Origin of the sequence: Flavitalea plasmicola (genome assembly GCF_030546645.1) — a bacterium.
Lineage (GTDB): Bacteria > Bacteroidota > Bacteroidia > Chitinophagales > Chitinophagaceae > Puia.
The window spans coordinates 1-26,115 of record NZ_JAUOTO010000004.1 but is presented as its reverse complement, the minus strand read 5'-3'; the positions used below and the strand labels follow the sequence as shown (position 1 = coordinate 26,115).

Annotated in this window: 24 protein-coding genes; 6 read left to right on the top strand and 18 right to left on the bottom strand. The window is 52.0% G+C overall.

What is annotated here, in order from left to right:
• Window positions 1-35 precede the first annotated feature (35 nt).
• The 6 genes from Q4E93_RS14535 to metX all read right to left on the bottom strand — a co-directional run bounded on the left by Q4E93_RS14535 (window position 36) and on the right by metX (window position 9,018).
• On the bottom strand, window positions 36-1,184 hold the full coding sequence (locus Q4E93_RS14535) for a redoxin domain-containing protein (RefSeq protein WP_303586357.1): 1,149 nt from the start codon (window positions 1,182-1,184) through the stop codon (window positions 36-38).
• Between the two features lie 10 nt (window positions 1,185-1,194).
• Complete coding sequence (locus Q4E93_RS14530) at window positions 1,195-2,619, bottom strand: RagB/SusD family nutrient uptake outer membrane protein (protein ID WP_303586355.1); 1,425 nt, start codon at window positions 2,617-2,619, stop codon at window positions 1,195-1,197.
• A 12-nt stretch (window positions 2,620-2,631) separates the two neighbouring features.
• Window positions 2,632-6,009: a SusC/RagA family TonB-linked outer membrane protein gene (locus Q4E93_RS14525; RefSeq protein WP_303586354.1), complete on the bottom strand. Its 3,378-nt coding sequence runs from the start codon at window positions 6,007-6,009 to the stop codon at window positions 2,632-2,634.
• A 145-nt stretch (window positions 6,010-6,154) separates the two neighbouring features.
• Complete coding sequence (locus tag Q4E93_RS14520) at window positions 6,155-7,342, bottom strand: FecR family protein (RefSeq protein ID WP_303586352.1); 1,188 nt, start codon at window positions 7,340-7,342, stop codon at window positions 6,155-6,157.
• Window positions 7,343-7,395: 53 nt separating this feature from the next.
• Window positions 7,396-7,986, bottom strand: a complete 591-nt coding sequence (locus Q4E93_RS14515; RefSeq protein ID WP_303586350.1) for an RNA polymerase sigma factor — start codon at window positions 7,984-7,986, stop codon at window positions 7,396-7,398.
• Window positions 7,987-8,004: 18 nt separating this feature from the next.
• Window positions 8,005-9,018, bottom strand: coding sequence for a homoserine O-acetyltransferase MetX (gene metX, locus Q4E93_RS14510; RefSeq protein WP_303586348.1), 1,014 nt, complete (start codon window positions 9,016-9,018; stop codon window positions 8,005-8,007).
• A 56-nt stretch (window positions 9,019-9,074) separates the two neighbouring features.
• On the opposite strand from metX, the gene Q4E93_RS14505 reads away from it, so the two are divergent.
• Both Q4E93_RS14505 and Q4E93_RS14500 read left to right on the top strand, forming a co-directional pair.
• Window positions 9,075-9,521 carry an OsmC family protein gene (locus tag Q4E93_RS14505; protein ID WP_303586346.1) on the top strand — a complete coding sequence of 149 codons (447 nt, stop codon included), beginning with the start codon at window positions 9,075-9,077 and terminating at the stop codon, window positions 9,519-9,521.
• A gap of 61 nt (window positions 9,522-9,582) precedes the next feature.
• Window positions 9,583-10,746, top strand: coding sequence for a trans-sulfuration enzyme family protein (locus tag Q4E93_RS14500; protein WP_303586345.1), 1,164 nt, complete (start codon window positions 9,583-9,585; stop codon window positions 10,744-10,746).
• Between the two features lie 110 nt (window positions 10,747-10,856).
• On the opposite strand, the gene Q4E93_RS14495 is transcribed toward Q4E93_RS14500, so the two are convergent.
• The 3 genes from Q4E93_RS14495 to tgt form a co-directional block, all read right to left on the bottom strand.
• Window positions 10,857-12,182, bottom strand: coding sequence for a citrate (Si)-synthase, eukaryotic (locus Q4E93_RS14495; RefSeq protein WP_303586343.1), 1,326 nt, complete (start codon window positions 12,180-12,182; stop codon window positions 10,857-10,859).
• Window positions 12,183-12,299: 117 nt separating this feature from the next.
• Entirely contained in the window at window positions 12,300-13,394 is a 1,095-nt protein-coding gene (locus Q4E93_RS14490) for an LptF/LptG family permease (RefSeq protein ID WP_303586341.1), read from the bottom strand.
• A gap of 120 nt (window positions 13,395-13,514) precedes the next feature.
• Window positions 13,515-14,654: a tRNA guanosine(34) transglycosylase Tgt gene (gene tgt, locus Q4E93_RS14485; protein WP_303586340.1), complete on the bottom strand. Its 1,140-nt coding sequence runs from the start codon at window positions 14,652-14,654 to the stop codon at window positions 13,515-13,517.
• A gap of 178 nt (window positions 14,655-14,832) precedes the next feature.
• Between tgt and Q4E93_RS14480 the strand changes: the two genes are divergently transcribed.
• From Q4E93_RS14480 to Q4E93_RS14465, 4 genes are all read left to right on the top strand, one after another.
• Window positions 14,833-15,957 carry a glycosyltransferase gene (locus Q4E93_RS14480; RefSeq protein WP_303586339.1) on the top strand — a complete coding sequence of 375 codons (1,125 nt, stop codon included), beginning with the start codon at window positions 14,833-14,835 and terminating at the stop codon, window positions 15,955-15,957.
• Window positions 15,927-16,622, top strand: a complete 696-nt coding sequence (gene rsmG / locus Q4E93_RS14475; protein ID WP_303586338.1) for a 16S rRNA (guanine(527)-N(7))-methyltransferase RsmG — start codon at window positions 15,927-15,929, stop codon at window positions 16,620-16,622. Before Q4E93_RS14480 ends, rsmG begins: the two co-directional genes overlap by 31 nt.
• A gap of 441 nt (window positions 16,623-17,063) precedes the next feature.
• On the top strand, window positions 17,064-17,333 hold the full coding sequence (locus Q4E93_RS14470; protein ID WP_303586337.1) for a hypothetical protein: 270 nt from the start codon (window positions 17,064-17,066) through the stop codon (window positions 17,331-17,333).
• 247 nt (window positions 17,334-17,580) lie between these two features.
• Window positions 17,581-18,228 carry a response regulator gene (locus tag Q4E93_RS14465; protein WP_303586336.1) on the top strand — a complete coding sequence of 216 codons (648 nt, stop codon included), beginning with the start codon at window positions 17,581-17,583 and terminating at the stop codon, window positions 18,226-18,228.
• A gap of 184 nt (window positions 18,229-18,412) precedes the next feature.
• Here the strand turns inward: Q4E93_RS14465 and Q4E93_RS14460 are convergent, their stop codons facing one another.
• The 9 genes from Q4E93_RS14460 to Q4E93_RS14420 form a co-directional block, all read right to left on the bottom strand.
• The gene (locus Q4E93_RS14460) at window positions 18,413-19,483 is read right to left on the bottom strand and encodes a phosphatidylinositol-specific phospholipase C1-like protein (protein ID WP_303586334.1); all 1,071 of its coding nucleotides are present in this window, start codon (window positions 19,481-19,483) and stop codon (window positions 18,413-18,415) included.
• A gap of 20 nt (window positions 19,484-19,503) precedes the next feature.
• Complete coding sequence (locus Q4E93_RS14455) at window positions 19,504-19,875, bottom strand: RagB/SusD family nutrient uptake outer membrane protein (protein ID WP_303586332.1); 372 nt, start codon at window positions 19,873-19,875, stop codon at window positions 19,504-19,506.
• 42 nt (window positions 19,876-19,917) lie between these two features.
• Window positions 19,918-21,849 (bottom strand): M1 family metallopeptidase, encoded by a 1,932-nt coding sequence (locus Q4E93_RS14450; RefSeq protein WP_303586330.1) that lies wholly within the window; start codon window positions 21,847-21,849, stop codon window positions 19,918-19,920.
• Window positions 21,850-21,915: 66 nt separating this feature from the next.
• Window positions 21,916-22,368 (bottom strand): PepSY-like domain-containing protein, encoded by a 453-nt coding sequence (locus Q4E93_RS14445; RefSeq protein WP_303586328.1) that lies wholly within the window; start codon window positions 22,366-22,368, stop codon window positions 21,916-21,918.
• Between the two features lie 179 nt (window positions 22,369-22,547).
• Complete coding sequence (gene rsmI, locus Q4E93_RS14440) at window positions 22,548-23,339, bottom strand: 16S rRNA (cytidine(1402)-2'-O)-methyltransferase (protein WP_303586327.1); 792 nt, start codon at window positions 23,337-23,339, stop codon at window positions 22,548-22,550.
• Window positions 23,340-23,347: 8 nt separating this feature from the next.
• Window positions 23,348-23,593, bottom strand: coding sequence for a phosphoribosylformylglycinamidine synthase subunit PurS (gene purS / locus Q4E93_RS14435; protein WP_303586325.1), 246 nt, complete (start codon window positions 23,591-23,593; stop codon window positions 23,348-23,350).
• Window positions 23,594-23,598: 5 nt separating this feature from the next.
• Window positions 23,599-24,357, bottom strand: a complete 759-nt coding sequence (locus Q4E93_RS14430; RefSeq protein ID WP_303586324.1) for a CDP-alcohol phosphatidyltransferase family protein — start codon at window positions 24,355-24,357, stop codon at window positions 23,599-23,601.
• A gap of 166 nt (window positions 24,358-24,523) precedes the next feature.
• Window positions 24,524-25,837, bottom strand: a complete 1,314-nt coding sequence (locus Q4E93_RS14425) for an aminopeptidase P family protein (protein ID WP_303586322.1) — start codon at window positions 25,835-25,837, stop codon at window positions 24,524-24,526.
• 20 nt (window positions 25,838-25,857) lie between these two features.
• Window positions 25,858-26,115, bottom strand: a 258-nt coding sequence (locus tag Q4E93_RS14420; protein WP_303586321.1) for a hypothetical protein, incomplete at its 5' end; no start/stop codon positions are given.

Genomic DNA, 26,115 nt, shown 5'->3' with positions numbered 1-26,115 from the left:
AGGTTTTTTGTCCCTTTTCATCGGAGGATACAAGACTAGCTGCCTGATGCCAGCAGCTTCTCCAGCTTCTCTTCCAGCTCCCTTCCCCGAAGGTTCCTGGCAATGATCTTCCCCGCAGGGTCGATCAGGAAATTCTGAGGGATAGCCTTAATGCCATACTGGCTGGCGGCAGCATTCTCCCAGGCCCGTAGATCCGACACCTGCGTCCAGGTCAGACTGTCCGCTTTGATAGCAGCCAGCCAGGCGGCTTTCTTACCATCCAGCGAAACGCCCAGGACAGTGAAATTCCGCTCCCTGTATTTATTATAAGCCTTGACCACATTGGGATTTTCCCCGCGACAGGGGCCGCACCAGGATGCCCAGAAATCCACAAGCACATACTTTCCCCTGAAGTCGGACAATTTCACCGGCCTTCCATCCGTATCGTTCTGCACAAAATCCGGCGCCATCGCTCCGATGGAAGTAACGCTTTGCTCATGGATCCTTCTTTCAAAAGCCACCCCGGCTTTGGTGCTACGGAGCCTTTCGGACAATCCGTTGAACAACGGCTCTATATTACCCGGATCGATATCCTCACCCGCCACTTCCTCCAATGCCTCCAGGCTGAAATAGGAATCCGGATGTCCATGGATATAGACATACTTTAAGGAATCCAGCTGTTCTAATACACGTCTTGCCTTGTTCATGATGGCAACCACAATGGCAGTATCTTTTTTCGGGCTCCCCGCAGCCACTACATAGGCAGCATCGAGCTCGTCCATCATCTTTTGAGGCCCCTCAAGCACAGCCGCTCGATACCGTGCATATGCTATATTGAGCCGGGAGCCCATAACAGTTGCATACTTCACCGAATCTCTCCCGCTCACCGACAACCGTCCCTTCTCAAGGTATACCACCAGCACATCCGCTTTTCTACCCAGGTTCGCCAGCCCCTGTCCGGTATGATCCACCACGATCTCCGCCTTCTGGGGCATATCTGTCACCTTTCCTGTTAAAAAGAGCTTCCCTTCCTTCATGCGGGCCGAGTCCAGCGTCTGCTGAACGTTCATTCCAAACTCTTTCACCAGGTAGGCCCGTGCAGGTGCCTTCAAACCGGTTAAATTCACCGTGATCCTGCATGCAGGATCCTGGGCCCGGCTCAACAGGGGAGCCAGCGCCAACGCTATCCAAATTCCTTTCTTCATCTGTTATAATTTAATGTTGATAACCAGGGTTAGGGGTTAAATTGGGGTCCTGTATAAGATCGTTCAATGGGATAGGGAACAGCTGCATATAATGGCTCCAGGTCGCGACCCTGATCTTTGTAGGCGCAAACGCGGTCATCACAGGGTCGATATTGCCTGTCCTTTTCAGATCGAAGAACCTGCTGGCCCCTTCCGTGAACAACTCTACTCTCCGCTCGCGCAGAATGGCATCCAACAACGCTGTTGCATCCGTCGCCGTGGTGTTCGCAAGTCCTGCTCTGGTCCTCACCCTATTCAGATCCGACTGCGCCCCTGCAATATCCGTCAGGTGAGCACGCGCTTCCGCCCGGATGAGATAGATCTCTGCCAGACGCAGCATGATCTCATTCTCATCACTGGCCGCCGGAGCCGTATACTTGCCAGGGAAATAATAGGTGACGGCAGGAGTGACGCCCGTCACAGGCACCTCACGCACCCAATTGCTCAGCCGGAGGTCCCCGGCTTCAAAAGTATTCACCAGGTCCGTGTTCAGGGACGCATAGACGTTATAGGTCCCGGGCGTATTGGGCGATACGATCGGGTTCGGCATCCCGTTATTATAATAGCCGTACTGGTACCCTTTGCTTTCATTGGAGGGCAGCGCCAGGCTCCAGATCGTCTCCATGCTGCTTGTCCCGAATACCTTATCGACCGGCTCCAGCGAATAGACTCCGGCGTTAGCTATCACAGAATCCGCCATGGCCGAGGCACTATCCCATTTTTGCAGGTACAAATATACTTTCCCCAGCATGGCCATGGCCGCATACCTGTTGGGCCTTACCCGGTGAGAAGTAGCAGCGCCATATCCATCCGTATAACCGCTGTTCAACAGGTCCTTTGCCTGCGTAAGATCCGACACGATTTGATTATACACCTGGCTCTGCGGGGCCCTGCTCAGCTTGTTATTGATCGCATAGTCCGGGGTCAGGGCCAAAGGCACATCCCCGTAGAGATTGGTCAGGTGGAAATACAGCACCCCCCGGAGAAAATAGGTCTCGCCCAGCCATTGGTTCTTAAAATACAGCTGCGCAGCGGTGCCGCGAATGCCCTCCAGCGCGGAATTGACATAATACAGGTTGGCATACGCATCCGTCCATTGCCCTGCATTGGCGGCCTGTATGGCATTCGAATAGTAGGGATTGGGAAAGCCCGTGTTGAGGTCCAGCAGCTCATCCACATACAGTCCTGTCGAATTGGACAGACTGCCGGTGGACAGGCTCGATTTCACCAGTGATAAAAAATTTCCCGTCACAACGGCCGACACGGAATTATCCGAGATGTATACATTTTCCTCTGAAATAGTGCCGGCAGGCAGGGGGGTATCCAAATACTTGTTGCAACCCGCCAGGACGGCTGACAGAACCATCGATATAAGAAGTTGAATTGTTTTTCTCATTTGATAAAAGCATTAAAGTGAAAGATTGACCCCTCCCGTAAATACGCGCAAAGGGGGTATGACAGCAGCATTCAGGTTCTCCGGGTCCAGTCCGCCGAATTTGGAAATGGTCAGCAGGTTCTGCCCCTGGAGGTAGACGGTGAGGTCGCCCAGATGCAGCTTTTTGAGCAGGCGCTGATCGAAATGATAGCGGACGCTTACGTTTTGCAGCCGTGCATACGTGGCGTTCGTGTAAGCCCCCGTGCTGCTCCTGAAAGACTGTAGCCGGAAATACCCATCCAAAATGTTCGTGCTCACCTTCGGCATGTCTGTCTTGTCTCCCGGTTTTTGCCAGCGGCGTAGCCAGTCCGTTGTGCCGTTGACACCCCAATACCCGAACAAGTAACCGGCTTGTGCCAGCGAATTAAACCCTTTCCTGCTCGTGAAGGAGAAAAATACATCCAGCGACCACTGCTTATAGGTAAAGGAGTTGGAAAAACCTCCGTAGTATTTGGGCGCCAGGTCCACGAATTCCGTTTTGTCATCCTCCGTCAGTTCGTAGTAATAATCCCCTGTAACCCCTTTCGCATTGGTAAAACTGAAAAGACCGGTGGCAGGATTGACCCCCGCATATTTATACAGCCGGATCCCCGTCAACGGTTTGCCCACAATATAATTGGTATTCTGCTTGGGCAGCGTGGGGGCCGTGATCAGCTTGCTGGTGGGTAGGGAGATATTCCAGCGGGTGGTCCAGTTGAAATCCTTCGTCTTTATATTGGTGGTGCTCAGCGATACTTCCCAACCGCTGTTCCGGATCACCGCATCGGAATTCAGGGCATACCCGCCAAAGCCGGTAACAGTCGAAATAGGCCTCTCCAGCAGTTGATTGGAAACAACATTCCGATAGTAGTTCCCTTCCACAAAGATCCTCTCCTTAAAGAAGGAAAGCTCCAGGCCAACCTCTTTGTTCCTGTTCTTTTCCCATTCCAGGTTGGGGTTGGCCAGTCCGCCCGACGCCAGTCCCAGCTTGTTGTCATAGGTTCCGTTGATCGCGGTATAGGTGCTCAGGTACATATAATCTCTGATAGCATCTCCTCCCACCACGCCGGTGCTGGCCCTCAGCTTCCCAAAGCTGAGAAAAGGGAGATGGTCCTTGATAAATTGCTCTTCACTGAATATCCATGCCGCTGCAATGGAACCGAAATTGCCAAACCGGTGGTTGCGGCCAAACTTTGTCGACCCGTCCTTTCTGCCATTGAGGTCAACAATATATTTCTTGTCCCAGACATATTTCACAATGCCATAAAAGCCCAGGCTCCGGAAAGGCGTCTGGCCATAGGCGGAAGTAGTACTATTGGCCGCCATCGGATTACTCAAAAGCGCATCCGATGCGAAACCCGTGCCTGTTATATTGTCCTTATAAGTCAGGCGGTCGGTGATCTCCCCCCCTGCCTTGATGCTCAGGTCCCCTTTCCATAAGGTCCTGTCGTATGCCGCATACGGGGAGACGGTCACCGTCCGGATATCATAGTGATTGAAGACGCTCACCGTGCCCTGGGCAGCCCCCTGATTGGTGGGCGCCATCGTGGTCGTGGGATAACCGATGAGCTCTTTGGACATGATCTCATTGTACCCGAAAACAGATCGCAACGTCACCCCTTTAACAGGCTTATATTCCAGGGTGGCATTGGCCAGCAGGTTGCTGGTCAGATTATTATAGGTCCTGTTGATATTGGCGGCGCTACTGGGCCCCTGGGGATCACTGCCGGCTCCTACCCAGTCGATATTACCATTCGGTAAAAATGCAGGCGGAGCATTGGGCGCATCGAGTGCCAGTGACTGTGAAAAATCATAAGGCACCATATCGCTCTTCGAGGAAACCCAGCTGCCGCTGAGGGACAGGTTGAATTTATTGTCCACTGTTGCCGTATTCAATGAGAACCGTAGCGAGCCGTTCCTGAATGAGCCTTTATGCCGCTGGATATTGCCGTAGTCCTGCAGACTTCCTCCGATCACATAGGTGGTGTTCCTGGCTCCCCCGTTGTAGGAAAGACTGGCGTTGGTAGACTGGGCAGAAGCTCCCATATATACCTTCCGCCAGTCATGGCTCCGGTCTGCAGGCCAGGTACCATTGATATCCAGGTCAGAAGACCCGATGGTAAGACCATCATTCTTTACAGCCTCCTTTCGCAGCATAATATATTGCTGCGTATTCATCAGCTTGGGCATTTCCCCTTTGATCGACACGCCGGTATAAATATTGGCGCTCAGCGTCGGGGCCGTCGGCTTTGCCTTCTTCGTAGTGATAATAATAACCCCGTAAGCGCCCGACGATCCGTATATCGCCGTTGCATCCGCATCCTTCAGCACATCGATGCTGGCAATATCATTGGGGTTGAGATAATTTAGCCCGTTGCCGCCCTGCAGAAAGTTACCGGTGCCATAATTGTTGTTGTCGTACAAAGGCAACGTACCAGTGGGATATCTCACACCGTCTACGATGATCAGTGGCGTTATCGCACCCGAACTAAAGTTCTGGGAGCTTCTCATCCGCAGTGTAAATGCGCCCCCGGGCTGCCCCGTCCCCTGTTCGATGAACAATCCCGGCACCTTCCCCTGGATGGCTTCCAGTACATTGTTCACCGGGTTCTTTTCAATCTCTTTTGCAGTGATGGTCGTCACATCCCCGGGATTGAAACGCTTGGTGGTCGTACCATAAGCGGTGATCTGCACCTGGTCAAGGTTGTTGTTGCCCGGTTGCAGACGAATGACCAGGGCATCCCGTAACTCACGGGCTCTCAGTCTCACTTCCTGCGATACAAACCCCACATAGCTCACCGTCAGCACATCCCCCGCACTCACATTCAGCGCAAAGCTGCCGTCAACGCCTGAAGTGCCCGAACTCTTCGACTTCCGGACGGCAATGGTGGCCCCTGCCAGCGGCTTGCCGTCGGCGTCCAGTATCCTTCCTGCCAGTAACACCTTCCCTGTCCCATCGCCGGCTGTATCGACGCGGGTAACCAAAGGGACGGCAATGACCGGAGGGGTTTTACGGGACAGGGAAATGGTCTTATCCAGGAGCAGATAAGTAAAAGGCTGGTCCTTCAGCGCCATATCCAGGAATTCAGCCAGCGGCATGTCATGCACCGATACGGATACAGGCCGGGCGTCATCCAGCAGCCCCTTTTTAAAGAATGCCACATAGCCCGTTTGCTTTTTGATGGCAGCAAACACCTGCCTCATATCCATATTCCTGCCCGAAAGCGTAATGGACTGGGACAGGCCCCTGGCCTGCACCTGCAGCAGCGCGGCCGTCAAAAGAATAAAAGTCAGCTTCATCACTAACACAGTTTGGTTGATACACCAGTGCCCCCGCCAGGCAGGCCGGAAACAATAAGCAGCATTTTGCATAACTTCGTTACGTTTTGGGTTGATAATGAGAAAATAGTCTGTCCTGGACTTTTTCAGAATTGGGTCGACCCTCAACAAATCGCCGCTATGGGCCCTAATCCATGGCGGTTTTTTTATTGAGCAGACATACGATAAGGTAAAATAGCTAACTAGGCAAGACGATCAGTTTACGGCCATCGATACGGAATTTAACTTCAGCCCTGGCAAGCACTTTCAAAAGATTGGATAGATTTATATTCCTGCTGATTTCTCCCTGGAATTGAATAGGAGGGACTCCCCGTTCATAAACGACCTCAATGTCGTACCATCGCGCCAGCTGACGCATGACCTCTTCCAGACTGGCATTCTCAAAATTGAATAACCCATTCTTCCAGGCCATGACCTTATCCACATCGACATTACTGGCAACCTTCAGCCGGTTCAGCTGCACGCTCGCCTGCTGACCAGGCCGGAGCACGACACTGGAAGATGCTCCGGCAACCACCCTGACGCTGCCCTCCAGCAACGTCGTCCGCTCCTGCCCTTCATCTGCATAGCTGCTCACATCGAAATTAGTTCCCACCACCTCCACCGACGACCCTCCTTCCACATCTACCACAAATGGCTGCTCTTTATTTTTTGCTACCTCGAAATAGACCTCGCCGCTGATCCTCACCCTCCGCACTTTCTCCACGAATGCGGCCGGGTAAGAGATGGAGCTGGCCGCATTAAGCCAGACCTGGGTTCCATCGGGAAGGGCCAGCCGGTATTGCCCGCCACGGGGTGTACGCATGACATTCATCATCACCTCACCCGTCGCAGCGCCTTGTGAAGAATAGGACAGCTGCCCACCAGCCAGCTTGACGATCGCAACATTGCCCTGCCTGGCAACTGCGCCATTGGCGGCACTGTCCAGCACGATCGACGTTCCATCCGATAAGGTCAGCACGGCCTTATCGCTCCCCGGGGCAATATCATGCTGCTCATGCGGATGTTCCGCGGCAACAGAGCGATCAGCCTTGCTGCCGGCCTTCCACCAGTAAATACCTCCGGCAAATACCAGCAGCACGGCCGCGGCCCACCCCCATTTTCGGACGAAAGGAACACGGCGGATGGGCGCCCTCCTTGCAGTCCCGGCCTTTTCCATCACACCTTCTACGATCCTTTCCTCAGTCCCCGGCAGATCTCCTTCAAGGGAAAATATACCGCTGGCCAGCTGTTGACCGATAACACCGGCAAACAACGCCTCCCCCTCCTCGTTCTCAAGCAAAGAGACAAGCTCCCGGCGCTGATCTTCCGTCAGCTGGCCCGATTGGTAGACACTTAGCAAATGATGCAAACGATCACTCATCATACTTAAAGACGCCGGTAAAAGGATTTACTGAGTAGTGAAAGAATAATATTTTTTTAATAGTTGCCGCCAAGCAGGATTATGACGATCAGGCTATCTCCGATGTGCTCCCGTAAATAACTTTTTAAAAAGGCGACAGCCTTGACAATATATTGGGCCACCGTATCCTTATGGATCCCCACCCGTTCCGCTATCTGCTCATGGGTAAGCCCCTCCAGCCTGCTCATCCGGAATATCTGCTGTCTTTTCTCCGGTAATAGATCGATGCCGTTCAGCAGGACCTGGTAATGCTGCCTGTTCTCCAGCCATTGGTCAGGACGCAGGGCCTGTCCCTCCATCTCCTGCTCCTGGAGAAAAGTTGGCCGGCTGAGCTTCTTCCTGACAGCCGATAATATAGTATTACGGGAAATGATAAATATCCAATTCTCAAAATTGTCCAACTGGGTGACCTGGTCCCTTGAATGCCAGATCTTGAGAAAGACATCCTGGGTAATTTCCTCCGCCTCCTCCGCCGACTTCAGCCAGGACAACGCATGCCCATAAATATTCTTCCAGTAAAGACGGACGAGGGTCGCCAATGCTTTCTCATCTCCGTCTGCGATTTGCCGCAGCAGGACCGGGACCGTATATCTTTCCTCTATATGCAATTAGTTTCTAACTTACACTTACTTTCCCATCCATTCCTCCAAATACTTACCGATAGTCGCCCCCTCAACCATGAATCCATCATGCCCATACGCAGAATCGATCTCCACCAGCGTGGCATCCGGAAGATGCTTCACAATGAAACGCTGCTCCTCCAGGGGACAAAGGATATCGCTTCCGATCCCGATGACCAATGCCGGTTGCGTTATACCTCCCAGCACCTGCTCCAACGTCTTCTCCCGCCCCCTGGCCAGTTGATGGCTGTCCATTGCCTTCGTTAATAGCCAGTAACAATAGGCGTTGAACCGGTTGACCAGTTTATCCCCCTGATAGGTGATATAGGAGGAAGCCTTGAAGTTATCCAGCTTTTCCGTGTCTGGGTCCGTTTGCTTCTGCACCATGATGCCGTAGTTCCGGTAAGTCAGTATCCCAATGGCCCTGGCCGCCTTCAGTCCGGCGCTCCCCGCCATCGGGGAAGCATTCCTCCAGCTGCCATCCGCCTCTATAGCCAGCCTTTGCGCCGTATGTATGGCGATCCCCCAGGCACTTTCCGTAGGCGAAGTGGCAATGAGGAACAGCCGGTCGATCCGCTCCCTCTCCATTACTGCCCACTCCAATGCCTGGTACCCCCCCATGCTCCCGCCCATCAGCAGATGGATCCGCTCGATCCCCAGGTGCTTGCGCAGCAGGATATGCGCCTTTACCATGTCTCGGATAGTGATCATGGGGAATTCATGATAATAGGGCTTGCCGGTCCGGGGATCAGTGCTCAAAGGCCCGGTACTCCCATAACAGGACCCCAGTATATTGGCGCAGACAATAAAATATTTATCCGGCGTGATCGCCCCCCCCGGTCCCACGACCCCTGGCCACCACTCCCCCGCATTAGAATTGGCCGTCAACGCATGACAAACCCATACAACGTTAGTCTTATCCTCATTCAGATGGCCGTATACATGATAAGTAATTTCTATACCAGGTAAGGATTCCCCGCTTTCGAGTTCAAAAGACTGTTCATATTTAAGGTGGTTCATGTACAGAAATAAGGTGCAAATTAACAACATGAGTTACCTTTGCCGAAATTTAAATTATGATCCATATAGAGGTCAACAGGGTCAATGGCGATTATGGCTTTGAAGCAAAAGACGCTGCAGGGCACATTGCCCGCATGGACACCAGCCCGGAAACAGGAGGGGAGAACTTTGGTATACGCCCAATGCAAATGCTCCTGATGGGCCTCGGCGGCTGCAGTGGCATCGACATTGTATCCATCCTGAAAAAGCAAAGACAGCCCGTTGAAGGCTTCCGCATGCTCATAGACGGCGAACGCGAAGCCGGTAAAGAGCCCTCCCTCTGGACCAATATCCATATCATTTTCGAGCTGAAAGGGGATGTCGACCCGGATAAGGCCTACAAAGCCTGTGCTTTGTCCATAGATAAATATTGCTCCGTCGCCGCCACCCTGAAGGCAGCCAACGCCAGCATCACCTGGGAAGTGAAAGTAGCCCCAAGCGACAAGCAACAAGCCTCAAGCTAATATATTCATTCCACTTGTAGCTTGCAGCTATCAGCTTGCAGCTCAACAATCAATCACTACCATGCCACAACACCGCATCACCCAGGCCATCCGCATCCGCACAGAGAGGACAGAAGAAAAAGAACACTCCTCCCCTCTCTTCCTCACCAGCAGCTTTTGCTTCGACGATGCAGAAGAAATGCGCGCCGCCTTTGCCGATGAGACAGATGCCAATATATACAGCCGCTTCAGCAACCCTTCCGTACAGGAATTTGTAGATCGCATGTGCGCCCTCGAAGGCGCCGAAGCAGGCTTTGCCACCGCCTCCGGGATGAGCGCCATCGTGGCATCCTTCCTCAGCTTCCTGAAAAAAGGCGACCACCTGCTGTCCTGCAGCTCCATCTTCGGCAGCACCCACACCATCATCACCAAATACCTGCCGAAATTCGGCATCGAATATACCTATGTCCCCGCCGGTGATCAGCAGCAATGGGAAGCAGCCATCCGCCCCAACACCAAAATGCTCTACCTGGAGACCCCCACCAACCCGGGGCTGGACATCATCGACCTGGAAGCCGCCGGCAAGCTGGCACGCAAACACAACCTGATCTTCAACGTAGACAACTGCTTCGCTACCCCCATCGGCCAGTTACCCATCCAATACGGCGCCGACCTTGTCGTCCATTCCGCCACCAAATGGCTGGACGGCCAGGGCCGCGTGCTGGGCGGCGTGGTCGTAGGCAAAAAAGAGCTGGTGCACGAGGTATACCTGTTCTGCCGCAGTACAGGACCCTCCCTCTCCCCCTTCAACGCCTGGATTCTCAGCCGCAGCCTGGAAACCCTGGACGTAAGGATGGAAAGGCATTCTTCCAACGCCGCCTACATCGCGGAAAAGCTGGAAAAACATCCCGCCATTTCATTCCTCAGATACCCCTTCCTCCCCAGCCACCCCCAACATGCCATCGCCAAAAAACAAATGCTCAATGGCGGAGGGATCCTCTGTTTCGAACTGAAAGGAGGACTCGCGGCCGGCCGCAAATTCCTGGATAGCCTGAAGATGCTGTCGAAAACTGCCAACCTGGGTGACACCCGCAGCATCGCCTCCCACCCGGCCAGCACCACCCATGCCAAGCTTAGCCCGGAAGAAAGGGCCGCCGTCAATATCACGCCTGGCCTCATCCGCATTTCCGTGGGACTGGAACATAAGGACGATATCCTGAACGACATCTTACAAGCCCTCCAATAAAAACCCTCAAATAATAAAAAAGGGCCGGCGGATGCCGGCCCTTTCAATTTCTTATCTCGTCGCTTGTCGCTTTCTTATCTCATCGCTTGTCGCTTGCAGCTTGTAGCTTCCTAATCCCCCCAAATCTCCCCTTCCCCCTTCAACCACTCCTTCACCAGCTCCGTCGTCACCGACTTCGGCCGCTCCAACGGGAATCCCAGCGCCCGGTCCCAGCAGAGGCTGGCCAATACCCCCAACGCCCGGCTCACACCGAACAGCACCGTATAGAACTCATATTCCACCATCCCGTAATGCACCAGCAAAGCCCCGCTATGCGCATCCACATTCGGCCAGGGGTTCTTTATCTTTCCCAGTGATTGCAGAATAGGCGGTACCGTATCATATATATTCCACACCGTCTGTACCAATGGATCATCAGCCATGTGCTTCTTTCCAAACTCCATCTGCGCCGTAAACCTTGGGTCCGTCTTGCGCAACACGGCATGACCATACCCCGGCACCACCTTCCCTTCACTTAAGGTCTTACGTACATACGCATCGATCTGTTCCTTGCTGGGCAGGTCTACCCCCAACTCTTTACGCATATCCAGTATCCACTTGATCACTTCCTGGTTGGCCAGCCCATGCAACGGCCCCGCCAGCCCATTCATCCCGGCAGCAAAGCTCAGGTAAGGATCGCTAAGCGCCGAACCCACCAGGTGAACGGTGTGGGCGCTTACATTCCCTCCCTCATGATCCGCATGGATGGTCATATACAGCCGCATCAGCTCCCGGAAAGCTTCGTCCTCATAACCCAGCATGTGCGCAAAATTACCAGCCCAATCCAACAGCCCGTTGGGATGGATATGATCCTCATTCTTGTATTTCCTACGGTAAATATAGGCCGCCACCCGGGGAAGACGGGCGATCAGGTCCATCGAATCGTCAAATATCGCCTCCCAGTAATCTTTTTTATTCAGGCCCTCCGCATACTTCTTCGCAAACTTGCTCTCCGTCTGTAAAGCCATGATGGCAATAACAAACTGCGTCATGGGATGCGAGTCTTTCGGCAAGGCCTCGATCGCAGCAAAAACATGGTTGGGAACATGGCTCCTGCGCTGCCAGTTTGAAGTGATCTCCTGCACATCCTGGTCCGTCGGCAGCTCGCCCAGCAGCATCAAATGGAAAAGCCCCTCGGGCAGCGGTTCAGTTCCCCCATTCGCTTTCGGTAGTTTTTTCTGCAGCTCCGGGATCGAATAGCCCCTGAACCTGATCCCCTCCTGGGCATCCAGTAAAGAGGTCTCGCTCACCAACCCCGTAATGCCACGCATACCCTGGTATATCTGGGAAAGGGTCACCTCTCCTATTTTCTTATTGCCATGCTCCTTTATCAACTCCTTGATCTCGGCTGACACCGTATCCGCCTTGCTCTTGAACCTTTCCTTTATTACTGCCATGTCGTGGTATTTTAACCCGCTAAAGTTACTATACGAATCGTTGTGATACAAACGATTCTCCGGGTTTTAGATTATTTTAATGTCATATAAAATTGTCCTCACGGCCTAATAAATTCCCTATTTCGGCGTTCTCACATACAGCCAGAAGGCCAGCCCGGTGAAAATAGCATTCGGCAGCCAGGCAGCGATCAATGGAGGAAAATTCCCTTTCGTTGAAAAAGTGACGGAGAACTTATCCATCACCACGAATATAGCAGCCATAACAATTCCCATCGCAAGATGCAGACCACTGCCCCCCCTGATCTTACGGGTGCCAATAATAGCCCCCATCAGGGTCATGATGATCACAGAAAAAGGCGTGGCATCCCGGTGATAGAGCTCCACCTTGAAAGTATTCAACCCCTCCGCACCCCGCACCTCCTCCATATGGATGAACTGATGCAGCTCCGGCGTAGTCAGCTTATCTTTTAAATAATCATCCCGGCGAAGCTCCCTGGGCTGCACATTCAGGTTCACATGCAGGCTGTCCTTCTTATCCACCGACTCCTTCAACCCGTCGATCCTGCGCTCGATCACACCCGTAAGCTTCCAGTCTTTTTTAAGCGCATCCCATTTAATGGTCTCGGACCGCAGGTTGTAATAGACCTTGTTGTCCTTCAGCTTCTGCATGAAGAAATTGCTGGCTGTCTTATTGGAAGTGTCGTAATAACGGAATCCCACATAAGTGTTGGGATCCACACGGAGATAAAAATTATTGGTCCGGTAATAGTCGGAGTTATAGGAGCTGTTGCGATCCACATACACCGCCTGAAAATCCGTGCGGATCTCATTGGCCTTGGGCACCCAATATTGGCTGGCCAGCCAGAAAATAAGCGCCAGGAATATAGAGCCGATAAAATAAGGCCGCAGCATCCGGTTGTATCTCACCCCTCCCGCCAGAATGGCAATGAACTCACTCCGCCCCGCCATTTTACTGCTGAAGTAGATGACAGCGATAAAGATCATCAGGGGAAAGATCATCGCCATGATAAACGGGACAAACCCGATATAGTAATGGATCACCAGTTGCCAGGCGCTCATTCCGGATTTGACAAAATCATCCGCTTTCTCACTGGTATCGATCACGACAGCGATCACCGTGATCACCAGCAGGGTGAATACAAAGGTGCCGATGAACTTCTTGAGAATGTACCTGTCGAGCAGTTTAAGCATGCGCGCCAAAGTTAAGCTGCAAGCTGCAAGCTACAAGCTACAAGTGAAAAAATTATCAGCACATTAAGACTTACCCACTCCCGGCTTGCAGCCTGAAGCTTGCAGCTTGCAGCTCACAGCTCACAGCCTCGTCTGCAGCACCGGCACCTGCTCATTCTTCCAGCTGAGAAAATCCCCCTTCAAAATATGCTTACGGGCCTCCCGCACCAGGTAAAGGTAAAAAGCCAGGTTATGCACGCTGGCAATGGTCAGCCCCAGGATCTCCTTGCCCTTCACCAGGTGACGTAAGTACGCCTTGCTGTAATACTGGCTCCATTCGCTGTCAATCCCGTCATCGATGGGAGAAAAGTCCTTTTCCCACTTCTTATTATCTATATTGATAACCCCCTTCGAGGTAAAAAGCATGGCATTCCGCCCATTCCGGGTGGGCATCACACAATCGAACATGTCCACGCCCCGGGCAATGCATTCCAGGATATTCCAGGGCGTCCCCACCCCCATGAGATATCGGGGCTTGTCCACAGGAAGGTCGGAACAGCAGGCTTCGCAGATGTCATACAGCTGCGCCTCCGGCTCTCCCACGCTCAGCCCGCCAATGGCGTTACCCACCGCCCCTTTCGAAGACACATAAGCACAGGACGCCTTCCGCAGATCGCTGAAAGTACTTCCCTGGACAATGGGAAAAAGGTTCTGGGTATAGCCATATTTGTCCGGCGTACTGCCAAACCGCTCGATACACCGGTCCAGCCACCGGTGCGTAAGGTGCATGGACCTTTCCGCATACGCATATTCGCTGGGATAAGGCGGACATTCATCAAAAGCCATGATGATATCCCCCCCGATCACCCGCTGGATATCCATCACCTTCTCCGGGCTGAACAGATGCCGGGAACCATCGATATGAGACTGGAAAACCACCCCGTCCTCCTGGATCTTCCGGGTGCCCGCCAGGGAAAATACCTGGTAGCCCCCACTGTCGGTCAGCACAGGCCGGTCCCAGCCGATAAACTGGTGAATGCCCCCCGCCGCCTCCAGCACCTCAAGTCCTGGACGGAGATACAAATGATAGGTATTGCCCAAAATGATCCGGGCCTGGACATCCTCCTTCAGCTGCTGCTGACTGACAGCCTTCACGCTCCCCACCGTACCCACAGGCATGAAAATAGGCGTAGGTATCTCCCCATGATCCGTCGTCATCTTCCCCGCCCTCGCCCCCGTCTGCGGACAGGTCCCCTCCATTGCAAATGTTAATGCTGCCATATGCTAAAAAGTGTGCAAGATACCGCCTTACACCGGATTTTCTACCCCGGATTTCCACTTAATCACTTCTCTAAATCGAATTTTCCTTAAAAAAAATGGCGGTAATCCGTACTTTCGCAAATGGACATAGCCCTCACCGGTGCAGCGGTCCCTGGCCCGAACCAATCGTAGAACGCTTATGACTAGACTTGGCATCTCCTGGAGTGAGATCGTTTTTATAGTGTTTTTCCTGATCACCCTGATCCAGCTGTTCTATTACGGGTGGTTCTTCAGGCGCCTTGCTTTTTTCATCCCAGCCGAAAAAGGGCAATCGCAGCAACACCCCGTCAGCGTCATCATCTGCGCACGTGACGAAGCACCCAGGCTCGTCACCAACCTCCTCGGCCCCCTGGGCCAGATCTATCCCAGCACCCATGAGGTCATCGTCGTTAATCACAACAGCCAGGACGAAACCCGCTTCCTCCTCGATGAGTTTAAAAAGACCTTCAAAGGTCTGCACATCGTGAACCTCGAACAGGAAGCCATCGGCATCCCCGGTAAAAAATATCCCCTCAGCATGGGCATCAAGGAAGCCAGGCACGAGATCGTCCTGCTCACCGATGCAGACTGCATACCCGCCAGCGAATTCTGGATGCAGAAAATGCAGGACGGCTATAACAACGGCATCGAAGTGGTGCTGGGCTACAGCCCCTACAAAAAGAGCCCCGGTTTCCTCAATAAGATCATTCGCTTCGACACCTTCCACACAGCCCTTCAATACTTCTCCTACGCCCTGGCTGGCCTCCCCTACATGGGAGTCGGTCGCAATCTGTCCTATAAAAAGGACGTCTTCCTGAGGAACAAAGGCTTCTCCGCCATCAATCACCTCCCCGGCGGCGACGACGACCTGTTCATCAACAAAGTCGCGACCAAAGAAAATACAGCCATCGTAGTCGACCCCGATACCTTCACCATGTCCGAACCCAAAAAGACATTCGGCGAATGGTTCCGCCAAAAGACACGCCACTACAGCACCGCTAAATATTACAAACCCCTGCACAAATTCCTGCTGGGATTGTACTCCTTCTCCCACGTCCTGTTCTACCCCTTATTCATCGCCAGCCTCTTTTTTGATTGGCGTTTCGCCCTCATGCTCTTCGGCATCCGGCTCCTGATCCAGGGCTATATCTACTACAAGGCCATGGACAAACTCCAGGAAAAAGATCTTTTTGCCTGGTGGTGGCTCCTGGACCTCTGGATGTTCGCTTATTATCTGATCTTTGCACCCACAATATGGAAAAAACCACGGGCCACCTGGAATTGATCCTTCGTTATTTCGACGACTTCACCCCGCGGCAGCTGCAACAGCTTGCCGCCCTGGAGGAACTGTACAAGGAATGGAACAACAAGATCAATGTCATTTCCCGCAAGGACATCGACAGCCTTTATGAGAAGCACGTCCTTCATTCCCTGGCGATTGCAGCCGCCTTCCGGTTCGAAAAAGACATGCAGGTCATCGACATAGGCACAGGCGGCGGCTTTCCCGGCATCCCCCTGGCCATTTTCTTCCCCGACACAGCCTTCCACCTGGTAGACAGCATAGGAAAAAAAATAAAGGTGGTGGAGGCCGTCCGTGAAGCAACAGGACTGACCAACGTCACCACCCAGCACGCCCGTGCTGAAGAAATAAAGAACCGGAAGTTCGATGTCGCCGTATCCCGCGCCGTAGCCCCCCTGAAAGACCTTCACTTGTGGTCAAAACCCTTATTGAAAAAACCTTCCCGGCAACCCGCCCCTCCCATCGCCTCCGCCGCCTCTCCCGATACCCCCGATAGCCTGCCCGTCCCTCACGGCCTCATCTGCCTGAAAGGAGGTGATCTTGCCGCCGAGATCGCCGACAGCGGCACGCGCCCCCGCATCATGGAGATCCATGACATCTTCTCCCTGGACTACTTCCGGGAGAAATACCTCCTGTATGTTCCATCATAATTCCGTCTTCATCCGTTGATGAGCAGGGAAATAATTTTTCCCCCGTCTTCTGGCAAATTGTATAATTGTTATATCACCTGGTAACAGGTACACTCCTTTGAACTTTTTTCTTTGCTATCCTTCCGCCGATCTTTACGGGTAAGATCTATTTCGTTTATCTCAAACTAACATTTATGAAATCTCCTTCAACAGAAAGAGAGAGACGCCCGTTAGACCAATAGCCGTCGGCTTTGTCCACACGCTGCATTTTGATCTGGACTTCAATTACCTCGAGGGAAGAGTAGAGCAGACAAGTATTTTCCCGGATGGGCCGGACGATGGGGAGTCGGAAACCTGCAAGCTGATACCCTATGTCCGGCTTGAGTACATCCGGATAACCAAAGAGAACCCCGAAACCAACCGTCGCTCTTTGCAGGCCGTGATAAATCAGGTCAAAAAAATGTGAAGTTCTATGCTAAGGAGCCAAAAATGGGCACCGTATTGAGAGTCATTCGCGATCCCATCGTTATATCATTGCCAAACAATCTGGAGGCCATCGGTAATGTAAGGCTGGTCTATCTGGAAGAATCTTATAGCAGTCTTAGTTCCGACAGCATTGCTTCGAAAAGGAAAACAAGGGAAATACCCCCCGACGTAAAAGAAAAGGCAAAAGCAGCCACCAAAAAGAACGACTCCACATCTCACCGGCGTCATACAAAGAGGCGCCAATGATTATTTATCACCGGTAAAATACCAACGTGCGTGATAGTAAAATCGTGTTGCCCTATATGGATGATGAAGGCAATATTTAAGGGATAGAGATGGGGATACCGGGAAGCTTGTTTATCACATAAATAACCGAGGCATTACTCCCCCAGGACCATCCTATCCCCCTCGCCGCCAACCCCACTACCCAACTACCCCAAAAACTACCACAAAATGGTATTTTTTTCTCACCAAAGCAGCCCACCTTTGTTGTATGAATATTTCTGTTTGTATTGTAGATGATAATAAGGACATCCGCTCTGCTCTCGAGCAGATTGTCCTGATGGCCGAAGGCTACACCCTTGCCGGCAGCTATCAGGACGCGGAAGAGGCGCTGCAGAAAATACCTCTCGCAAATCCCAACGTCGTTCTCATGGATATCAACCTGGGCAACGGAGAAAGTGGAATTGATTGTGTGCGGCAACTGAAACCCCTCCACCCAGAGATCCTCTTCATGATGTGTACGATCTATGAGGAAGATGAAAAGATCTTCGAAGCCCTGACAGCAGGTGCCAACGGCTATATCCTGAAAAAAACAGCTCCCGGTAAGCTGCTGGATGCCCTCCGGGAACTATACGAAGGGGGTGCCCCCATGAGCAGCCAGATCGCCCGCAAAGTGGTCAATGCCTTCCAGGTCCGTACAGCCGCAGCCGACCCCATAGCCCAGGGCAAATCCATCAGCATACTTTCCAATAGGGAAAATGAGATCCTGGAGCTGTTGGCTAAAGGCATGCTTTACAAGGAAATAGCCGCCCGCCTCTTTATCAGCCAGGAAACCGTACGCAAACACGTATACCATATATACGAAAAACTCCATGTGAACAATAGAGTGGAGGCCATAAATAAATTCTACGGCCGTTAAGGCCCAACGAACTTAAAACTACCATAAAGTGGTATTGTTTTGCCCTCTGGGGGTTATTACCTTTACCCCTCGGGGGCTGCTCAGAGAATCAAATGCGTTAGTCATTTTACCTTATCTAACCTATATCAGGCACAAAGGGTGAGAAATCAGATCTCACCCTTTTATTATGGTTTTAATAGAACTTTCACCTGCCCTTCTCAAACACCGGGTCCATTCGCACATATTTATTCCCCCCTTCAAATCTCACCACATACTCAGACTTGAAATGCGTGCTCTTCTGGTAATAATCTGTCGTTATGATCTGCGCCCCCGAAGCGCAAGCCGCCATAAAATCCGTTTTATCGTTCATCCGCGCCTCCTTCGTGTCCGAATCAGCCCTCGTCCGGACAATATACCCCTTCTCCACCAGGTCCTTTATCTCCGGCTGAGTGGGATTATTCCGGATCATCGTGGCAGCCTCGGGCATCCCCGGCTCCCCATTGACAAATAATATGCGCCCCTTCAAAGAAGGATGTCCCGCTATATACATGTCCCGCTTCCTGTCATGGTCGTCCAGGATAAACAGGAACTTTCCCCTCGCAGCCCTCAGGCTGGGCCAGTTGCCGCTTAAGACAGCGTTCTCCAGGGTCGCATAATGCCCGCGTACCATATCCGGCGTGATCAAATGCTCCTTACCCAACCCCTCTTCCAGCGCCTTATCCAGCTCATCGAACAATGCAGGCGTAAAAGGCTCCGGCTCCGTCAGCTCCTTCCGGCTGGCGCCGTCCTTGGCCTCCAGCGTAATAAAAACAGGATAATGATCCCTGTGCCTGTCGGACCATTCCCTCAGCTCCGACAAACACTTCTTCAACGTCAATACATCGCTGCGAAAATCCAGGTCAGGTATATGCAGGATCTTAAAGCCCGGCTCCTTCATCACCCCATCCGGATCATAAGGCGCCTGCCCCTTCACCCATTCCAACCCCTTCGGGTGAGCGTATCTGCCCCCCCGCTCGTCCGCATAGCAATCGATCTCCAGGTTCAGCAAACCCATGTCCAGCTGCTCCGTCAGGGGAATATGTTCATAATCGATCTTGCTGGCTGAGACAGAATCCCGCTGCTGGAACATTCTGAACAGGACAGGATCGATTGCCTTCTTGTAACTGTTGTGACTGCCAATGACCTGGATCCTGTTGATCCGCAGATCCTCCGGAAGATCCTTGTCGAAAAGGGGCAACATCCCCAGTAAAGCGATACCTAAAAATGTTTTCATCATGTATATCTTTTAAAACATCCTTAATTTTTGGGATACCCCTCATTCTGTACCAGGTTCGTATTCAATCGTATCTCCATGATCGGAATAGGGAACAACCTCCTGGTAACATCCTTGCTCATAGTAAGAACGTCATTTGGCAACGGATAGTCTATTTCGAATTTGCCAAATCTTATCAGATCGTTACGGCGCCAGCCCGCCCACGAAAGCTCCCGGAGACGCTCGTCCAGCAGCCCGTCCGGATCAATGCCCGCAGCCGCCGGCGCACCGGCACGGGTCCGTAGCTGGGTGACGAGCCAGTCCGGTGTATGCGCACAACAATACAGAGAAAACTTAATTTTTTTTCCATCCGGCGATCGCAGATCGTCATACTTAACAATAAGATAAAGGGGCACACTAAGTGTACCCCTTTATCAATATCTACTAGGTAGCCGCAGCTACCACTTCAACTCCAGCTTATTATTCTTTCGCTCAATGTCCGCCATTCGCTGAGAAGGATCGATCTCGATGACCCTGAGATCCAGCAGACGACGGCTCACCTCAAACGTGTAAGTAGGACTGGTCCATTTCCAGGGCTCGTTTCGCGTAGTGGGAATGGTATGGTCCTCCAGCGGCTTACCCCCAAACATGGAATACTGCGGGATATAGGCCATTTCCTTACTGCCATCCTTATACGTCATCACCACGTCGATAGGCATAGGTATCCCGCCGATCATACGCAGCCTTATCTTTGACTTCCCATTTTCCTCCCATAAGCTGTCAATGCCATAGTCGATGGTTTTGACAGAGCTGATCCAGTACTCCTTATACCAGTCCAGCTGGAGTCCGCTGACCTTTTCCGCCACCCGCATGAAGTCACTGGCGTTCGGATGCTTAAAACGCCACTCGCGGTAGTATTCCAGCAAGATCCTGTCCCGCACCGAATCACTCACGATATATCCCAGCTGTTCCAGGAACATAGCCCCCATGGAGTAGCTGGCAATGCCATAGGCAAGATTGGTGTTGTAATGGTCCGCATGGGTGGTCAGCGGTTCCTGGTAACCGCTCCGCTCCAGGTCGAAATACGAATCATAGGATGGACCCTGGTCGACAGGCAACGCTGCATGCCGCTTGGCCACCATGTCCTTCAGCCCCTGATTATCGGGATGAAGCGCCAGCTGCTGCTCATAGTACCAGCCGGAGACCCTTCCTTCGGCATACGTGGTAAAACCTTCGTCCATCCAGGGATACAAAGATTCATTGGTGCCCAGCATTCCCTGGTACCAGCTATGCATCCACTCGTGAAAGGCAGTACCCAGGCTGGGACTTTTGATCAGCGTGCTCATGGGATATTCCATGCCCCCATCCCCGCCATGCACAAAGGAATACTGTTTGTATGGATAGGCTCCAAATGTCTTTTCTATATAAGGTAATACCATCACCGCCCCATCCGCCAACGTATTCCACAACGTATCCTGTTTTGGGTCGTTGTTCTTATTCTTGTACAGTACATGGATGAAAAGTCCGCTGGCCGTTTTACGCACCAGGTGATGGTACTGGGGGTCGGCAGCCCACATAAAATCATGGACATTGGGCGCTATAAAATGCCAGACCAGCTTATCCCCATTAGGACGCATAACCTTTACGCCGGCACCCTCATATCCATAACCCACCTGGGCGGCATTTTGAAGATACCCCGTACCGCCAATGATATAGCTTTTATCAAGGCTGATCTTTACGTCATAATCACCCCATACCCCATAAAATTCCCGGGCCACATAAGGAGTAGGATGCCATCCCTCATAATCGTATTCGCACATCTTCGGATACCACTGGCTCATGGAATATCTCACGCCCGTCTCCGGGTTATCCCTCCCGCTCCGGCGCACCTGCAACGGCACCTGCGCCTCGAATTGCATGTCAAAGACTACTGTCGTCTTAGGCAACAAGGGACGGGTCAGCGTCACCTCCAGGATGGTCTCATCTACTTTAAAAGGCTGGACAACGCCATTCATCGTCAGCGACAGCACTTTCTGATACCCGATCTCATCCGGCTTAAGATGTGCGATACGGTCCTTTACACGCGAATCCCAATCCTGCTGCTCATGCCCCCTCCTGCCGTAAGTGATCTTGCCCAGTTCCTGGCTGCGCGTATCCATCATACTGCCCGGCTGAAAAGCATTCCAATAGAGGTGATAGAACACCTTGCGCAGCGTATCCGGAGAGTTATTGGTGTAAGCCAGTGACTGTTTCCCCGTCATCCGGTTGGTAGAGACATCCAGATTGACGTCCATGGTATACTTCACACGCTGCTGCCACCGGTCCGGTTGTGCCTGAACGTAAAGGTGCGGGAGGGACAATGCTGCCCATGTCAGAAGAATTGTTCTCATGTTCATGTTGAATTGTTCCGGGACCGTGATCCCGTTTTGATATAGGGTCCTCCGATCATCAGCACACTATAAAGTGATGCCGTCCTTCTGCAGTTGCCCGTCACTGTTGAAGGTTAGTACCCGCTTGGAAAGCGTGCCGTTGGACACACCAATGATGTATTCCACTTTGTCACCCGGCAGATAACGCTCTGTTACGTTTCCAATCTTCCAGTCCGCATACTTGCTTTTTGAAAGGCCGTCCTTGACAGATGCCGGAATAGCTTCCTGCTTGATCTTTTTTTCCGTCTGCTGCCATTCCCCCTTGCTGTTATATTTGGCCTGGTATTGATCGCCGTCCATGGTAAAGCTGGCAGTGAATGCAGTTACATTATCTTTCCAGGAAACAGTTTTGGCATTGGGATACTTCTCCTTGAATGAATCCGTTACCACGCCCGGGATCTTTCTAAACTGCGCATTGGATGTGGAAGCTATAAAAAAGAGACCGCAGATAAAACAAAGGGATAATACTAGCTTTTGCATAAAAACATTTATTTTAAGGTAATTAACTGAGTTCCTTTCTACAAAATCCATTCCTTCCTTGAGCTTTTCACCTGTCCGCCGCACAACCATCCGCCATCTTATCTCTTCTTCCCGCAGCATTTCACTCCCTGTCGGCTACGATCCTCCTAACCTCTCACCTTCCCTTTCCCGGATTCTTCCTATCCTATTTCATCTTCCCCATCCTCCGGATCTTCCACCTCCTCCCTTTCCCCAATTGCAGCTTGCAGCTTGTCGCTTGCAGCAGGCTCCCCGTCGCTTGCAGCATGCCGCCTGCCGCTTGCAGCCTTCCTGGATCCCGCCACCGTAATGACGATCTCTCCCTTTACACCCTTCCCACGGAAATGTTCACACACCTCCCTGAGACTGCCCCGCATATTCTCCTCGTATATTTTGGTCAGCTCGCGGCTGACACAACACTCCCTATCCTCCCCAAAATAAACAATAAAATCTTCCAATGTCTTCACCAATCTCATAGGACTTTCATAAAATACCAGCGTACGCTCCTCCTGGGCCAGCTGCTTCAGCATGGTCTGCCGCCCCTTTTTGATAGGAAGAAACCCCTCGAAGCTAAACCGCTGCATCGGCAAACCGCTGTTTACCAGCGCCGGCACAAAAGCAGTCGCCCCGGGAAGACATTCCACCTTCACCCCGGTCTTGATGCATTCCCGCACCAGCAAAAAAGCCGGATCGGACACGCCTGGCGTGCCGGCATCCGTTATCAGGGCCATGGTCTTACCCTGCAGCAGCTGGTCCACTAGGTGATGCAGTATCTTATGCTCATTGTGCTGGTGATAAGGAGATAATGGCTTGATGATCTGGTAATGATTCAGCAGCCGGGAAGAATTCCGGGTATCTTCCGCCAGGATAAGGTCCGCTTTCTTCAACACCTCAAGCGCCCTCAACGTGATATCCTGCAGATTACCGATGGGAGAAGGAACAATATAAAGCAATGCCGGTATTAGTTTACAGCTATCTCGAAGTATTCCATGACGGGATTGGCCAGCAGTTTTTTACCCGCCTCTTCGGCAATCTGCCGGGCCTCATCGGCTGAACCGGCCTCCACCTGCAGCGCAATGCTCTTGCCGATACGTACGTCGCTGACACTCCTGATCCCCAGGCTTTGCAGACCACTCATCACCGCCTTTCCTTGCGGATCCAATAACTCCTTAAGCGGCATAACCTTCACCTGAACAGAAAATGTCATATATATTATTTTTTTTCAGACAGCAAAGATACGATAATGTAGAAAATGAACACCACTGGCACAGCAAGCCATTTCAAAAAGATGGCAGAAAGGACCGCCACCACCAGCAGGATCAGCTTGGGAAGATTGCCCTTTATCGTATAATCCGAAAACTTCAGGGCCATGATGGGCAAATTGCTGGTCATTAGCCAGGCCATCACCAGGATCACGCCGTAAAGGAGCCATTTATTCAGTAAAAGCGCAGTTATCGTGTCATTGGTCGAATACCAGTAAATGAGAGGAATGCTCGCCACCAATATACCCGCCGCGGGAGTAGGCACCCCCTTGAATCCATACCGTTGGGTCTCGTCAATATTGAACTTGGCCAATCTGAACGCAGCCGCACAGGGAAACAACAACGCCGGAAGGAACCAAATGGGAGAAATATCCAATCCATTCTCCTGCCTGGCAAAGCTCATTCGGAGAAATTGATAAAGGATCATGCCCGGCGCAACCCCAAAGCTCACCACGTCAGCAAGGGAATCCAGCTGCTTGCCCATCGGAGAAGTGGCCTTGAAGATCCTGGCCACCAGTCCGTCCAGGAAATCCACCAGACCAGCCAGGCCGATAAATAAAGAAGCCACCCCCATCCGTTCCGGTATACCTATGTACTGCGCACCATCCGCATAATACATGATAGCTATGCCATTCTGCAACGTAAAGATCACCGCTATGCATCCGAAGAACAAATTCAATAAGGTGAACAGGTTAGGTATATTTTTCATCTGAATATCAAAGTCTTTTTTTATTGCCAGATGGAATCTGCGATTTCATTCGAAAATTGATGTCTTTTTTATTGGACGAATGGGATCTTCGATCTCATTCATTTCATCTTTGCCGGCTGAAAATTAATACTTTATTTCATTACTGCCATCTTCTATACACCCCCCGTTATCTTTTCCTCCCCTCCTTCGCCTTCCCTTTCATAGCCGCCTCGATCTCCTCCACCGTGATCGGGACCTTGGCCATAAGGTCCTTGCACCCACCCCTGGTGATCCAAACATCATTCTCGATCCTGACCCCCACCTGCTCCTCCTCTATGTAGATACCTGGCTCGACTGTTAGCACCATCCCCTCCTCGATAGCGCCTGCACGCGGTCCCAGATCGTGTACATCGATCCCCAGGTGATGCGAGATACCATGATACATATATTTGAAATAAGCCGGATGCTCAGGAGACTGATTCCTGATATCCGCCTTGGTTAACAATCCGATCTTCTCAAAGGTCTTGCCCGCTTCCTCCCCTATTTTCTTATTGTAATGGGAAAAAGTCAATCCCGGCTTTAACAAGCTTTTAGCAAATTGATGCAGATGCAAACAGGCATTATAGACCTCTTTCTGCCTTTTGGTGAACCTGCCGCTCACCGGCACCGTACGGGTAAGATCTGCGCTATAACCGGAATAATCAGCGCCAAAATCCATTAAAACCAGCTCCCCATCTTTACACTCCTGGTCATTGGTAATATAATGCAAGGTCCTTGCCCGGTCCCCGGAGGCGACTATACTACTGTATGCCGGACCGGAACTTTTTTGCGAAATAAAGGAATGGTAGATTTCCGCCTCCACCTCGTACTCCATCACTCCCGGCCGGATAAAGGTCAGCAAACGGTCGAAAGCAGTATGCGTAATATCCACGGCTGTCTGCATCAGCCCGATCTCCATGGATGTCTTCACTGCCCGCAGTTGCCTGATGATCACGGCGCTCCGGAGATATCTGTGCAGGGGGAACCGCTCCTGCATCTCCATGATAAATCGGTACTCCCTCGTCAAAGCAGGCCCCGATCTGCGATCATTCTCATTACTGCTGAGATAGATGTTCTCCGCCAGATGTACCCATTGCTGCAACAGCGTATCCAGCATATCCAGCCATACAATGGTCTTTATTCCCGATATCGCCCTGGCTTCATCCGCCCGCAGCCGCCTGCCATCCCATTTTTCCTTCACTTCATTGGGACGCACCAACACCAACACTTCCCGGTAGCGCACATCCGGATGGTCAGGGAAAAAGATCACCATGCTGTCCTCCTGGCTGATGCCCGACAACCAGAAAAGATTGCTGTTCTGACGAAAAGGATAATGAGCATCCCCATTCGAAGGCATCTCATCATTGCTGACAAAGACAGCTATCGAGCCGGGTAACATCTCCTTGATAAAACGGGCCCTGTTGGCAGTAAAAAGCTCCGGCCGCTGCGCGAAATACTTCATAAGATTTTATGTTGATCTATTTACTTGCCCATCCGTCCCGTCCCTCCGACCCTTCCTTTCCTTTCCACCGGCCCATCCTTTCCTCCCTCCGACCCATCCTTTTCTCCCTCCGGCCCTTCCTTTTCTTTCCACCGGCCTCTTCTTTCCTTCACTGACCGCTTCTTTCTTTTCCACCGCCCCTTCTTTCCGACCCATCCTTTTCTTTCCACCGGCCTCTTCTTTCCTTCACTGACCGCTTCTTTCTTTCCCTCCGACCCTTCCTTTCCTTTCCACCGGTC